The sequence below is a fragment of the Streptomyces sp. NPDC050743 genome (assembly GCF_044456925.1).
In the GTDB taxonomy this organism is placed as follows: domain Bacteria; phylum Actinomycetota; class Actinomycetes; order Streptomycetales; family Streptomycetaceae; genus Streptomyces.
This window is the reverse complement of sequence record NZ_JBITGJ010000003.1, coordinates 311,488-325,830: the sequence shown is the minus strand read 5'-3', so window position 1 is coordinate 325,830 and position 14,343 is coordinate 311,488. Positions and strand designations below refer to the sequence as shown.

Below are 14,343 nucleotides of genomic sequence, written 5' to 3'. Positions count from 1 at the left end.
GACCGGCGGTGTATGCGTGCCTCCTCGGCTACAGCAAAGACGGCACCTCCGCCGCCGACACCTCCCGGGCCGCCCGCTCCACCGCGCTCGCCAGCAGGGCCAGGTCGGTGGGGCCGTTGCCCAGCTCCCGCACCGGCCGGCGGGCCGGGGGGTCGCCCATGCGCTGCCAGTCCAGCGGGACCACCGTGGGCCGCTGGGTCGCGGTGCGCGGGATACGGCCCGTCACCCGGCCGCCCTGGAAACCGACGGCCCGCCCGTCCGCGTACGCCAGCCGGCCGCGCCCCGGCGCCGGTTCGTCCGGCCCCTGCTGCGGAGCGTCCAGCACGACCCGCAGGGCCGCCCTCCGCGCGGGCTCGGTCTCCGCCGTACGCCCCCCGGTCCCGGCCGCCGCCACCAGATGCACCCCGAGCCGCTCGCCCTCCCGGGCCACCGCCTCCAGCGCACGCAGCACCGAACCGGCGGCGGGCCGGCCCGGCGAGCCGAGCGGGGGTGAGACCAGCGCGTCCAGGTCGTCCACGACGACCACGAGCCGGGGCAACGGCGGCGCCGCCTCGGCCCGCTGCCGCGAAGCCGCCCCCGGCCGCAGCTGCAGGGTGGAGCTGGGCGGCGCCTCCAGGTCGCCGGTGGCGGGGGCCGGTGCGCGCTGGGCGACGATCCGGCCGGACACCTCGTGCCCCGCGTGCCACTGCGCGAAATCGGTCCGCCCCAGCAGCTCCGCCCGCCGCTTGAGCTCGGCGGCCAGCGACTGGGCGAACTCGCGCATGCGCACGGGGTCGTTGGCGACGAGGTGGGTGGTGACATGCGGTATGTCGGTGCACACGCGCAGTCCCTCGCCGTGCGCGGCGCTGGTCCCGACCCCGTCCCGGCCGTCGATCAGCACGACGCCCAGCCGGTCCGGCCGCTCGGCGGCGGCCAGCGAGGCCACCACGGCCCGCAGCAACTCCGTACGACCGCTGCCGGCCGGCCCCTCGATCAGCAGATGCGGTCCGTCGGCCACCAGGTCGGCGGTGAGCGGCCCGCGCGGCCCGGCACCGAGCACCGCCCGCGCGCGGCCGCCCGGGGCCTGGGTGTCGTCGGCCGCGTCGGCCCAGCGCGCCATCAGCGACGCCGGGGTGGCCCGGGCCAGCCCCAGCTCGTCCAGCAGCCGCGCCGACTGCGGCAACGGCGCCGCCACGCGCGTGTCCCGCTCGCCGGCCGGGCCGTCCGGCCGCAGCGGCGCCAGCGCCCGGGCGAACCGCTCCGCCCAGGCGACGGACACGGCGTCCACGGCGGCGAGCGTCCCCGGTTCGACGGGTCCGCCCGGCGCCACCCGCAGCAGGTGCACCGCCGTCGTGACATCCCCGGTGAGCAGCGCCACGGCACCGCAGTGCCGGAAGGTCGGCGTCACCGCGCACGCGGCCTCGTACGTCCGCGCCACGGGGGAGGCGGGCGAGGCGGGGTCGGTCTCGGCGAGACAGACCACATGGATCCCGGCCCGCGGCCCGGCCACGGCCAGCCGCGCGACCGCCTCCCGCAGCGCGCCGCCACCGGGGTCTCCGTCCACGACGACGACGGTGTAGGGACCCGCGAAACCACTGCCCCCGCCGGCCTCGACGTCGTCCCTGGCCCAGGAGGGGCGGCGGGTGGGGGACGAGGGGGCGGCCGAGGGGTGGGTGCCGCTCTGGGCGGGGCCGGCGGGGACGTGGCCGGGCGCGGGATCGCCATCGCCGGTTCGGCCGGCGGTGAGTCCCTGGGCCGGGAAGCCGGTGGTGTGAGCGGTGGCGCCGGCGGGGGTGCCGGATCCGGGTGCCGGGGCGGGGCGGGCCGCGGGTGTGCCGGTCGCCATGGGGTCGTCGACCCGGCGCAGCAGTTCCTCCGTGCGGGCCGCCGCCTGCTCGCGGTCGAAGGCGAGCAGCAGCCGGCAGTCCTGGCCGTGGCCCGGCCTGACGTGCGGCAGCCAGCCCAGCCAGGACCACTCGGCCGTGCGCTCCTCCACGGGGCGGGAGCGGTCGGCGCTGATCAGCACGATCTCCAGCAGGTCGGGGGAGTGCAGCGCGGCCAGCTGGGCCAGCACCGCGCGGGTCAGCCCGGACAGCCGGGGGCGCGGGCCGGCCAGGCCCAGCGCGCCCACCTCGCGCAGTGCCGCCGTCACGGGCACCGCGGGCACCAGGCCGGAGCCGTCCGGCGCGCTCCGGTCCGCCGTACCGAGCCGCACGGTCAGCGTCTCCGGATGACGGGCTCCGCGCTCCCACAGCCGGGACCCGGGGCCGAGCGCCGTCAGCAGCAGTGCGGCGGGATCGGGCCAGGTCTCGGGCTGCTGCGGCGCGGTGGCCGCCGGGCCGGTGCCGACACGGGCGCCGGTGCCGTCGTACGCCCCGGGACCGGCGGACTGTTCGCCACGCCCGCCGGCCAGCCGGCGCGCCCAGGCACCGAGCCCGCGCCGCCGTGCCCCCTGCGGGGCGTCGATGCCCCGGACGGGAGTGTCCTTGCGGCCACTGCCCGGCGGCGCCTCGTCCGCCCCGTCGACGCCGAACCGCCCCGCGTGCGTGTCCCCGCCGAAGGCGGCACCGGACGCGCTCTCGATCCGGGGTGCCCCGCCCTGCCCGGGCACGACGGCGGGCCCCCGTCGATGCTCCTGCCCCCCGCTACCGGAGGTCCCCCAGCCGTCGGAGCCGTAGCTGTGCTGCCCGATCTCGGAGGCGGCCCCGGCGGCTGCGGACGGCGAACCGGACGAGGCCGAAGGCCGGTCCGCGGAGTCGCCCGTGAGGGAGACCCGAAGGCACCCCTCCCCGTCGGAGACGGTCCGCGCTCCCGGTCCCCCGGACGGAGCAACCCGCAGCGCCGATTCCCCGATCCGCAGCAAGCCCCCGGCGGAGACCCGCACCGGGCGCTCGCCCACCCGGACCCCGTCCAGCGTCGTGCCGTTCGTGGAGCCGAGGTCGGCGACGGACACCCGCCCGTCCGCCCCGACGGTGACCACGCAGTGCAGCCGGGACACGTCGGGGTCGTCCAGCGGCACGTCGGCGTCGGCCGAGCGGCCCACGGTGATCCGGCCGCCGTGCAGCAGATGGACGCCGCCCGCGTCCGGGCCCGCGACGACGTGCAGCTGGGTCGGCGCGTCGTCCAGCTCGGGATGCGGCTCGGGGGCCGCCGGGGCGCCCAGGGACAGCACCGCGCCGTCGACCAGCGGGGGCTCGCCGAGGGCGCAGCGGCGTGCGTCCAGCCGCTCGGTGCCGGCGTAGAGCACGACGGGGGAGTTGGGGGCGTCGCGGCCCTCCCCGGTGACCGCCCCGGCCAGCGCCGTCGCGACCGCGGCCAGGTCCGTGCCGGTGGGCGCCGTGACCAGCACGTCGCGGCTCGCGGCGCGGCCCCGCTGCGGGGCCGGGCCCAGCGGGTCTACGACGGTCAGCCGGATCTGCATCCCCACCCCACACGAGCACGTCGGCAAGTACTGCAGGGCATCCTCGCACCTGCCACCGACAACGCGCCCGGGACCCGGCATCAAGTGATCTTGATTGGTCGGCTCTGCCCCCAAAAGTGCCTGACCAGTGCCGCACAGACGATCACTTGAGATCGGTCACGTCCGGTCTGCGGCAACCAGTGGACCGACGGGAGCGTCTTTCCGTCGAACACATCGAACATGCTCGGGAACGCTTACGTAGTGCCCTCGGGGGCGGCACTACAGTGGATCGGAACAACCGGAACGACAACCGGAATGCAGACAAGCAAGCATCAGCAAGCAGCAGGGAGCGCGTGACGTGCGGCCAGTCGGCAGCAAGTACCTGCTTGAGGAGCCGCTCGGACGCGGCGCCACAGGCACCGTCTGGCGTGCCCGCCAGCGCGAGACCGCGGGCGCCGAGGCGGCCGTGCCCGGGCAGCCCGGCGAGACGGTCGCGATCAAGGTCCTCAAGGAGGAACTGGCGAGCGACCCGGACATCGTGATGCGCTTCCTGCGCGAGCGCTCCGTCCTGCTCCGCCTCACCCACCCGAACATCGTCCGGGTCCGCGACCTGGTCGTCGAGGGTGATCTGCTGGCGCTGGTGATGGACCTGGTCGACGGCCCCGACCTGCACCGCTACCTCCGCGAGAGCGGCCCCCTCACGCCGGTCGCCGCCGCGCTGATGACCGCGCAGATCGCCGACGCGCTCGCCGCGAGCCACGCCGACGGCGTCGTCCACCGCGACCTGAAGCCCGCCAACGTGCTGCTCATGCAGGCCGACGGCCAGATGCACCCGATGCTGACCGACTTCGGCATCGCCCGTCTCGCCGACTCCCCGGGCCTGACCCGCACCCAGGAGTTCGTCGGCACGCCCGCGTACGTGGCGCCGGAGTCCGCCGAGGGCCGCCCGCAGACCTCCGCCGTGGACATCTACGGCGCCGGCATCCTGCTGTACGAGCTGGTCACCGGCCGCCCGCCGTTCGCCGGCAGCACGGCCCTGGAGGTGCTGCACCAGCACCTGAGCGCCGAGCCGCGCCGCCCCTCCACCGTCCCGGACCCGCTGTGGACGGTCATAGAACGCTGCCTGCGCAAGAACCCCGACGAACGGCCCAGCGCCGAGAACCTGGCGCGCGGCCTCCGGGTCGTCGCCGACGGCATCGGGGTGCACGCGAACGCCGCGCAGATCGCCGCCGCCGAGGGCGTGGGCGCGCTGCTGGCCCCCGACCCGGCCCCGACCGCCGTCCCGGGCGTGTCCGGCGCCGCCGACCCCACCCAGGTGCTGCCGCAGGGCTCGGCGGGGTCGTACGACCCCAACGCCGCGACCAGCTTCCTGCCGCACACCGGCGGCCCCGCCGGCGCCGCCGACCCCACCGCCGTACTGCCGAACACGGGCGCGGCCGACCCGACGGCGGTGCTGCCGAACACGGGTCCGCAGGGGCAGCAGCCCGAGCAGCCGCACCCCTGGCAGACCCAGCTGCGCGCCGCCCGCGACCGCAACGAGCAGACGCAGATCCAGTACCTGTCCCCGGAGGACGACCCGCTGCACCACCGGCCCCAGCGGCAGGTGGCCCGTCCTCAGCAGCAGCCGCGGCAGGCCCCGCAGGCCCGCCCGCAGCAGCCGCAGCCGCGCGGCCGGCAGCAGGGGTACCAGCAGGGGTACGGCTACGGGGCGCAGCAGCCCCAGCAGTACGCCCCGCCGCAGCAGCAGCCGCAGCGGTACGCGCCGCCCGCGCCGGAGCCGCAGCGGCCCGCCCGCGAGCCCCGGGCACCCCGGCAGCGCAGCGCCAACCCGATGAAGATCCCGGGGCTCGGCTGCCTGAAGGGCTGCCTGTTCACGATCGTCATCCTGGTCGTGGCGAGCTGGCTGATCTACGAGCTGACCCCGGTGCACACCTGGATCGGGCAGGGCCGGAGCTACTGGCACGAGGTGAGCCACTGGGCCGGCCAGGTGGGCAAATGGATGAAGCAGCTGGGCGGTTCCTCCGGCAGCGGCAACTGAGCGCCCGGACCGGGGCGACCCGGGGCGCGAACTCGCGGTAACCGCCCGCGAGTTTGAGGATTTGTCGACATCTGGCGGGTGATTTCCGTCTCCGCGGTGAAGGTTGGCTCGCCGGACGCGTAGTTTTATCGGCAACACGCGTCTGGTAGGAGCAGTCTTGGCACGGAAGATCGGCAGCCGGTACACCGCGAACCAGATCCTGGGGCGGGGCAGCGCCGGCACGGTGTGGCTGGGCGAGGGACCAGAAGGTCCCGTCGCCGTCAAGCTGCTGCGCGAGGACCTCGCCTCCGACCAGGAGCTCGTCGGGCGCTTCGTGCAGGAGCGCACCGCGCTGCTCGGCCTGGAGCACCCGCACATCGTCACCGTGCGCGACCTGGTGGTCGACGGCAACGACCTGGCCCTGGTCATGGACCTCGTACGCGGCACCGACCTGCGCACCCGGCTGGAGCGCGAGCGGCGGCTCGCCCCCGAGGCGGCCGTGGCGATCGTCGCCGACATCGCCGACGCGCTGGCCGCGGCCCACGCGGCCGGGGTCGTCCACCGGGACGTCAAACCCGAGAACGTGCTCCTCGACATGCAGGGCCCGCTGGGCCCCGGGGGCGCCCACCCCGCCCTGCTCACCGACTTCGGCGTGGCCAAGCTGATCGACACGCCGAAGCGCACGCGGGCGACGAAGATCATCGGTACGCCGGACTACCTCGCCCCCGAGATCGTCGAGGGCCTGCCGCCGCGCGCGTCCGTGGACATCTACGCCCTGGCGACGGTCCTGTACGAGCTGCTGGCGGGCTTCACCCCGTTCGGCGGGGGGCACCCCGGCGCGGTCCTGCGCCGGCACGTCACCGAGACCGTGGTACCCCTGCCCGGCATCCCGGAGGAGCTGTGGCAGCTGATCGTGCAGTGCCTGGCCAAGGCGCCTGCGTCCCGGCTGCGCGCCTCCGAGCTGGCGGCGCGGCTGCGCGAGCAGCTGCCGACGCTGGCCGGGATGCCGCCGCTGGACGTGGACGAACCGGAGCCCTTCGAGGGCGCGGCGGAGGAGGAACCGGGGCCGGCGGCTTTGCCGGGTGAGCCGGTACGACGGCGGGGCGCGGTGTCGCTGGTGCCGGGCACCAAGCCGGACTCCAACCGGGACACGCACACCTCGATGCGGGTGCCGGGGCCGGACGAGCTGGCGGGCGGCGCCCACGGCACGGCCCGCGCTCCTCGCGCCGCCGGTGCGCCCCGGCCGGGCTCGGCCCGGCACAAGGCCGCGGTGCGGCGGCGCCGGGTCACTCTGGGGGTGGCCGGGGTCGTCCTGGCCGCCGTCCTGGGCGTCGGCGCGTGGTTCGCCTCCTCCGGCGGCGACGACGACCCGACGCCGACCACCCACCCCACGTCGACCCCCTGACCCACCCAGGGGCTCCGCCTCTGTACCCCCGGTTTCCCTCTGTCTGGCGGGCGCTTAGCCCACCGCGGCTCGGCCGACGGACGGGCGTTTCCTGGCTTTGGGGAGGGAAGTGGGGGAGTGGTCGTCTGGGGGCCCGTCTGTGATGGTTCGGTCGGCCGGAGGGCTTCCCTCGGCTGCTGGGGAGGGGCGGCTTGGTCGGCTGAGGCGTGGCCTGGTCCCTCGCGGTTCGGGTGATCGGCTGGCTTCGGTGGGAGGGGCGGGGCCGCGGTCGGGCCGAGAGCGGCCCGAGATCGTCGACAGGATCCTGGGAAGGGGAGGGCAGTCTCGCTTGGCCCCGAGGCGCCCCAGATCGCCGCGGCGTGGCAGCCAGGGATTGTCCCGGTCGGCCGGGAGTGCCCCGGATCGCCGCGTACCCAGCGCGCGGTGGCCGAGTCTCGGTGCGGCTGTGCCGCCCAGACGGCCGGGACGGGTGGGCCGGGGGAAAGGCCGAGGCCGGGGGCCGGGGCCCCGGCAGGGTCTCGGTGCTCGGCGGAGCCGTTACGCTGGATGCGTGGCAGTCGTCGATGTATCCGAAGAGCTGAAGTCCCTCTCCTCGACCATGGAGTCGATCGAGGCCGTCCTGGACCTCGACAAGCTGAGGGCAGACATCGCCGTGCTCGAGGAGCAGGCGGCCGCGCCGTCCCTCTGGGACAACCCGGACGAGGCGCAGAAGATCACCAGCAAGCTCTCCCACCTCCAGGCCGAGGTCAGGAAGGCGGAGGCGCTGCGCGGCCGGATCGACGATCTCGCCGTCCTCTTCGAGATGGCCGAGGAGGAGGACGACCCGGACACCCGTGCCGAGGCCGAGTCCGAGCTGGCAGCGGTGAGGAAGGCGCTGGACGAGATGGAGGTCCGGACGCTGCTGTCCGGCGAGTACGACTCCCGTGAGGCGCTCGTCAACATCCGCGCCGAGGCCGGTGGCGTCGACGCCGCCGACTTCGCCGAGCGGCTCCAGCGCATGTACCTGCGCTGGGCCGAGCAGCGCGGCTACAAGACGGAGCTCATCGAGACGTCGTACGCCGAAGAGGCCGGCATCAAGTCGACCACCTTCGCCGTCCAGGCGCCGTACGCCTACGGCACCCTCTCCGTCGAGCAGGGCACCCACCGCCTCGTGCGCATCTCGCCCTTCGACAACCAGGGCCGCCGCCAGACGTCCTTCGCCGGTGTTGAGGTGCTGCCCGTCGTCGAGCAGTCCGACCACGTCGAGATCGACGAGTCCGACCTGCGCATCGACGTCTACCGGTCCTCCGGTCCCGGTGGCCAGGGCGTCAACACCACCGACTCCGCGGTCCGCATCACCCACCTGCCCACCGGCATCGTGGTCTCCTGCCAGAACGAGCGGTCGCAGATCCAGAACAAGGCCACCGCCATGAACGTCCTCCAGGCCAAGCTGCTGGAGCGGCGCCGGCAGGAGGAGCAGGCCAAGATGGACGCCCTCAAGGGCGACGGCGGCAACTCCTGGGGCAACCAGATGCGTTCGTACGTGCTGCACCCGTACCAGATGGTCAAGGACCTGCGCACCGAGTACGAGGTCGGCAACCCCGAGGCCGTCTTCAACGGCGAGATCGACGGCTTCCTGGAGGCCGGCATTCGCTGGCGCAAGCAGCAGGAGAAGTAACTTTGTCGACACGACAACTGCCGCCCGAGAGGCGGCAGTTGTCTTTTGTCTGGGTTTTACATCACACTCACAGGCTTCAACTCACCTCAAACGCCTCCCGATAGGACATTGCGCCCGCAACGGCCTTGACGTTGCTTTGAAAAATCGGAAGGGTGAAGTGCGGCATGCGTACTTCAGGGGCGCATGTGAACCGGGGGAATGAGTTGACGCGACTTCGTCACCGGCTGCCTCCCGTCGATCACGGCAACGCCCCATGCGCGCCTCATTGACGTAACAGCTACTGGGGGTAGCAACCATATGACGAAGAAGACGCGGATCCGGGTCGCGCGGATAGCCGCCAGCGCCGTGATCGCGGCCGGTGCGTCACTGACCGCGGCCGGCGCGGCCTCCGCCCTGGACCTCGGCGTCCAGGCGGGCCCGATCAGCCTGGGTGCGCACGTGAACGGCGAGGGCGACGACGGCGGCACCGACGGCGGTGACGGCGGCTGCGATCTCGGCATCTGCACCACCGGCGGGACCACGACCGGCGGTGACACCACCACGGGCGGCGACACCACGACCGGCGGTGACACGACCGGTGGCGACACCACCACGGGCGGCGACACCACGACCGGCGGTGACACGACTGGTGGCGACACCACGACCGGTGGCGACACCACGACCGGCGGAGACGTCACCATCGGCGGCGTCATCGGTGGCGGCGACACCACGACCGGTGGCGGCAACGGCAACGGCGGTGACAACGGCACCGACGGCGGCAACGGCAACGGTGGCGGCAACGGCAACGGTGGCGGCAACGGCACGGGTGGCACCACCACCGGTGGCGACAACGGCACCGGCGGTTCCGACACCACGGGCGGCGGCAACTCCGGCGGCTCGTCCAGCACGGGCGGCGGCGGCAACACCGGTGGCTCCGCCACCGGCGGCAACAACGACACCCCGCAGGGCGGCGGCAACGACAACGCCTCGCAGGAGGAGGGCTCCGCGACCCTCACCGACACCGGCTCCGACACCCAGGCCCAGGGCGGCGACAAGCAGCTCGCCGAGACCGGTGCCGGCCAGACCGCGTTCCTGCTCATCGGCGCCGCGACGATGATCGCCGGCGGCATCGGCTTCCGCGTCCTGCCGCGTCTGGTCAACGGCCGGGGCGGCGCGGCCGCGTAACCATACGGCCATCGCATGACCATACGGTCAGGGCGTAGCCGTACGGCCGTTGTGTAGTCGTACGGTCACGCAGCGCGTCAACCGCGCACACGGAAGGGCCCGGAGCTCCACGCTCCGGGCCCTGACGCGTCTCCGGGACCAGCTTTTGGGACTTTTCTTACACGCGCCGGTTCTCAAGCGGTCTGGTGCGCCAGCAGCGCCACCGCGGCGATCAGCACCGCCAGCAGGGCGATCAGCGCCATCGGGTTCACCCCGCCCAGGAAACCCTCTTGCTGCAGTCGCTCGCGGTTGGCGCGGCACACCGGGCACCGGCCCTCGCTCACGGGCGCCGCGCAGTTCGCGCACACCAACCGGTCGTACGTCATGCGCTCGCCCTCCTTGCACCGGCCATCACTCGTACAACGCTCACGGGAACGGGAACGTTCCCCCTCCACTCTGCCAGGTTCCTGCGGAGCTTGCGCGGGTCCTTGGAGAGCGGGGAGAGGGCAGCGGCCGGTACAAAAACGTACAAGCCTTACCCAACCTCGACCTGCGACTGCACTTGCACACCCGGGTCGCGTATGGTCACGCTCATCTACCCCCGGCGACCCGTGGTGCATCCGTGATCCGATTCGACAACGTCTCCAAGGTCTACCCCAAGCAGACCCGCCCCGCACTCAGGGATGTCTCCCTGGAAGTGGAGAAGGGCGAGTTCGTGTTCCTCGTGGGGTCCTCCGGCTCCGGAAAGTCCACCTTCCTGCGGCTGGTCCTCCGCGAGGAGCGGTGCAGCCACGGCCAGGTGCACGTACTGGGCAAGGACCTCGCTCGCCTCTCCAACTGGAAGGTGCCGCAGATGCGCCGCCAGCTGGGGACGGTGTTCCAGGACTTCCGGCTCCTGCCGAACAAGACCGTCGCGGAGAACGTGGCCTTCGCCCAGGAGGTCATCGGCAAGTCCCGCGGCGAGATCCGCAAGTCCGTGCCGCAGGTGCTCGATCTCGTCGGGCTCGGCGGCAAGGAGGACCGGATGCCCGGCGAGCTCTCCGGTGGTGAGCAGCAGCGCGTGGCCATCGCGCGGGCCTTCGTCAACCGGCCCAAGCTGCTGATCGCCGACGAGCCCACCGGCAACCTCGACCCGCAGACCTCCGTCGGCATCATGAAGCTGCTCGACCGCATCAACCGGACGGGCACCACGGTCATCATGGCGACGCACGATCAGAACATCGTGGACCAGATGCGCAAGCGCGTCATCGAGCTGGAGAAGGGCCGCCTCGTCCGCGACCAGGCCCGCGGCGTCTACGGCTACCAGCACTAAGCAAGTTCACGACGGAAAGGCTCGACAAGACGCCATGCGCGCCCAGTTCGTCCTGTCGGAGATCGGTGTCGGTCTCCGCCGCAATCTGACGATGACCTTCGCCGTCATCGTCTCCGTCGCCCTGTCCCTGGCGCTCTTCGGCGGCTCGCTGCTGATGAGCGACCAGGTGAGCACCATGAAGGGCTACTGGTACGACAAGGTCAACGTCTCGATCTTCCTGTGCAACAAGCACGACGCCGAATCGGACGTCAACTGCGCCAAGGGCGCCGTCACCGAGGACCAGAAGAAGCAGATCCTCTCGGACCTGCACAAGATGTCGGTCGTCGAGAAGGTCGCCTACGAGTCGCAGGACGAGGCGTACAAGCACTACAAGGAGCAGTTCGGCAACTCCCCGCTGGCCAGTTCGCTGACGCCGGACCAGATGCAGGAGTCGTACCGGATCAAGCTCAAGAACCCGCAGAAGTACCAGGTGATCGCCTCCGCCTTCAACGGGCGCGCCGGTGTGCAGTCCGTGCAGGACCAGAAGGGCATCCTGGACAACCTCTTCCAGCTGCTGAACCTGATGAACCGGGGCGCGCTCGGCGTGATGGCGATGATGCTGATCGTCGCGCTGCTGCTGATCGTCAACACCGTGCGCGTGTCGGCGTTCAGCCGCCGGCGCGAAACCGGGATCATGCGCCTGGTCGGTGCGTCGGGCTTCTACATCCAGGCGCCGTTCATCGCCGAGGCCGCGGTCGCCGGGCTCATCGGCGGCGGGCTCGCCTGTGTGGCCCTGGTGGTCGGCCGGTACTTCACGATCGACCACGGCATGGACCTCGCCCACAAGCTCACGCTGATCAATTTCGTCGGCTGGGACGCGGTGTTGACCAAGCTGCCGCTGATCCTCGCAACGAGCGTTCTGATGCCGTCACTTGCGGCTTTCTTCGCGCTGCGCAAGTACCTGAAGGTGTGACGCATGCCAAGAGGGCCGTACGGGCATCCGCCCGTACGGCCCTTCGCGTTGTCCTAGACTCACCGCCATGTCAGGCCGCGACCTGTTCTGTCCGCCCCGCCGCTTCCGCCGCGGGGCCGCCCTGACATTGGTCTTCGCCGGCGTCCTGGTCACCGGCGCCGCCACCGGCTCGTTCCCGGAACCCGACGCGACCGTGTCCGCACGCAAGGCCGTCGCCGGCCCGTCGCCCACGGCCGGCGGGCACGAGGACGTGCAGCGGGCCGCCGCCGAGGCGATGGCCGACGGCAAGTCCCCTATGGAGGCCGCCGAGCGGGCCGTCAGCCGCAGCGGGGACCGCTGGGGCGCGGTGTACTCGCAGGACGAGTACCAGGAGTTCCAGGAGGCCCTCGACGGCCGCTACACCGGCGTCGGCCTGTGGGCGCGGCGCGAGCGGGACGGCCGGATCGAGGTGACCCGGGTGCAGCCGGGCTCGCCGGCCGCCGACGCCGGAATCCGCAAGGGCGACCGGCTGCTCAGCGTCGACGGCAGCAAGGTCGACGGGCGGCCGGTCACCGAGGTGGTCTCCTTGCTGCGCGGCGACGCCGACGACGCGGCCGCGGGCACGCCCGTCACCCTGGGCCTGCAGCGCGGCACGCGCGCGTGGACCGAGACCTTGCACCGGGCCAGCCTGTCCACCGACTCCGTGACCGTGCGCCGGCTGCCCGGCGGGGTCACCGTCATCGGGATCGTCGCGTTCACCAAGGGCTCCTCGGGCGCCGTGCGCGCCGCTCTGCGGCAGGCCCCGGCCGACGACGGGATCGTCCTCGACCTGCGCGGCAACTCCGGCGGCCTGGTCACCGAGGCGGTGGGCACCGCCTCCGCATTCCTCGACGGCGGCCTGGTGGCCACCTACGACGTCAAGGGCGCCCAGCGCTCCCTGCACGCGGCCCCCGGCGGCGACACCGGGCGGCCCCTGGTCACCCTGGTCGACGGCGGCACCATGAGTGCGGCCGAGATGCTCACCGGAGCCCTGCAGGACCGGGGCCGCGCGGTGGTGATCGGCTCGCGCACCTTCGGCAAGGGTTCCATCCAGATGCCGACCCGGCTGCCCGACGGCTCGGTGGCCGAGCTGACCGTCGGCCACTACCGCACCCCCTCCGGCCACGCGGTCGACGGCCGGGGCATCACCCCGGACCTGGAGGCGGGCCCGGAGGCCCTGAGCCGGGCCGAGACGGTCCTCACCGGCCTGGGTGACCCCTCGTAGTCACGCGTAATCGGCTGTACTCCCACCCCCTGTGTGGTGCCAAAATGGTCGGCACTATGGCTAAGGAAAAAGGGCGCAAGCTGATCGCGCAGAACAAGAAGGCGCGGCACGACTACCACATCCTCGACACCTACGAGGCCGGTCTGGTCCTCATGGGCACCGAGGTGAAGTCGCTGCGCCAGGGCAGGGCCTCGCTGGTCGACGGCTTCGTGCAGCTGACCGACCACGAAGCGTGGCTGCACAACGTGCACGTCCCCGAGTACAGCCAGGGCACCTGGACCAACCACAGCGCGCGCCGCAAGCGCAAGCTGCTGCTGCACCGCGCGGAGATCGACAAGCTGGAGTCCAAGTCCCAGGAGACGGGGCACACGATCGTGCCCCTCGCCCTGTACTTCAAGGACGGCCGCGCCAAGATCGAGATCGCGCTGGCGAGGGGCAAGAAGGAGTACGACAAGCGCCAGACCCTGCGCGAGAAGCAGGACCGGCGCGAGGCGGACCGGGCGATGGCGGCGGCGCGGCGCAAGCAGCGCGGCTAGCCGGGAATGCACCGGCCGCCGGTCGCGTTGAATCAGGTACGACGGCCGGGTGACCGGCGGGAATACGGTGGCACGGGCGGGCGTTGTTCCCGTACGATGGCACCTGCACCTCACAGCGGGTGCGTGTGACCCTCCTCGGAGGGTTTGAAAAATCAACATGGGGATGATCGGTTTCGACAGCGGCTGTCGAAGCAGGGGAAGCGTGTCGAGGAAGCGGCCATGATCTCGTAAACCACAGGCCGAAAAAAATAATCGCCAACACCAAGCGCGATTCCTTCGCCCTCGCTGCCTAAGTAGCGACTTGCGAAGTGTCAGCCCGGGGCTGTTCCCGACCCGGATCCTGGCATCAGCTAGGGAACTAAACCTTGATCCCGGTCACGGGGTGAAGAGGGAAACCAAACAGTGACTGAGCCCGTCGGCGACTTGTTCGCGTGATCGCCGGGGCCGAGAAAAGCGAAGCGAACTGCACACGGAGAAGCCCTGATTCCGCACCGTTGGACGCGGGTTCGATTCCCGCCATCTCCACCAAACCCCTCCGGGGGTTACCCCATGTGGGCAAAGGCCCCGTCGCTCGAAGCGGCGGGGCCTTCGTCATGCCCGGGGCCGAGCGCGCACACCCCCTTGCCGGATTGGTCTGGACCTGCCACGCTGCCCGCGCCACCTCCCGCGTCCCGCAGGCCGCTCCCCTCCCGGAGGTTC

10 protein-coding genes and 1 other RNA gene are annotated in these 14,343 nt (G+C 72.5%); 9 read left to right on the top strand and 2 right to left on the bottom strand.

Going from position 1 to position 14,343, the window contains the following annotated elements; translation table 11 throughout:
- Positions 1–28: 28 nt before the first annotated feature.
- A complete protein-coding gene (locus ACIBJF_RS05705; protein WP_399172415.1) occupies positions 29–3,400 on the bottom strand; it encodes an FHA domain-containing protein in 3,372 nt (1,123 codons plus the stop codon).
- Positions 3,401–3,737: 337 nt separating this feature from the next.
- Between ACIBJF_RS05705 and ACIBJF_RS05700 the strand changes: the two genes are divergently transcribed.
- From ACIBJF_RS05700 to ACIBJF_RS05685, 4 genes are all read left to right on the top strand, one after another.
- Entirely contained in the window at positions 3,738–5,417 is a 1,680-nt protein-coding gene (locus ACIBJF_RS05700) for a serine/threonine-protein kinase (RefSeq protein ID WP_399172414.1), read from the top strand.
- Between the two features lie 157 nt (positions 5,418–5,574).
- Positions 5,575–6,801: a serine/threonine-protein kinase gene (locus ACIBJF_RS05695; RefSeq protein ID WP_399172413.1), complete on the top strand. Its 1,227-nt coding sequence runs from the start codon at positions 5,575–5,577 to the stop codon at positions 6,799–6,801.
- A 550-nt stretch (positions 6,802–7,351) separates the two neighbouring features.
- The gene (prfB, locus tag ACIBJF_RS05690; protein ID WP_351809288.1) at positions 7,352–8,458 is read left to right on the top strand and encodes a peptide chain release factor 2; all 1,107 of its coding nucleotides are present in this window, start codon (positions 7,352–7,354) and stop codon (positions 8,456–8,458) included.
- 297 nt (positions 8,459–8,755) lie between these two features.
- Entirely contained in the window at positions 8,756–9,622 is an 867-nt protein-coding gene (locus tag ACIBJF_RS05685; RefSeq protein WP_399172412.1) for a hypothetical protein, read from the top strand.
- Positions 9,623–9,795: 173 nt separating this feature from the next.
- Here the strand turns inward: ACIBJF_RS05685 and ACIBJF_RS05680 are convergent, their stop codons facing one another.
- Positions 9,796–9,987 carry a hypothetical protein gene (locus ACIBJF_RS05680; RefSeq protein WP_023550109.1) on the bottom strand — a complete coding sequence of 64 codons (192 nt, stop codon included), beginning with the start codon at positions 9,985–9,987 and terminating at the stop codon, positions 9,796–9,798.
- A gap of 236 nt (positions 9,988–10,223) precedes the next feature.
- On the opposite strand from ACIBJF_RS05680, the gene ftsE reads away from it, so the two are divergent.
- The 5 genes from ftsE to ssrA all read left to right on the top strand — a co-directional run bounded on the left by ftsE (position 10,224) and on the right by ssrA (position 14,172).
- Positions 10,224–10,913 (top strand): cell division ATP-binding protein FtsE, encoded by a 690-nt coding sequence (gene ftsE, locus ACIBJF_RS05675; protein ID WP_031159396.1) that lies wholly within the window; start codon positions 10,224–10,226, stop codon positions 10,911–10,913.
- Positions 10,914–10,947: 34 nt separating this feature from the next.
- Positions 10,948–11,865 (top strand): permease-like cell division protein FtsX, encoded by a 918-nt coding sequence (ftsX, locus tag ACIBJF_RS05670; protein ID WP_399172410.1) that lies wholly within the window; start codon positions 10,948–10,950, stop codon positions 11,863–11,865.
- Between the two features lie 67 nt (positions 11,866–11,932).
- Complete coding sequence (locus tag ACIBJF_RS05665; RefSeq protein WP_399172409.1) at positions 11,933–13,108, top strand: S41 family peptidase; 1,176 nt, start codon at positions 11,933–11,935, stop codon at positions 13,106–13,108.
- A 56-nt stretch (positions 13,109–13,164) separates the two neighbouring features.
- Positions 13,165–13,644 (top strand): SsrA-binding protein SmpB, encoded by a 480-nt coding sequence (smpB, locus tag ACIBJF_RS05660; protein ID WP_356312073.1) that lies wholly within the window; start codon positions 13,165–13,167, stop codon positions 13,642–13,644.
- A gap of 159 nt (positions 13,645–13,803) precedes the next feature.
- Positions 13,804–14,172, top strand: a transfer-messenger RNA (tmRNA) gene (gene ssrA / locus ACIBJF_RS05655).
- Positions 14,173–14,343: the final 171 nt, after the last annotated feature.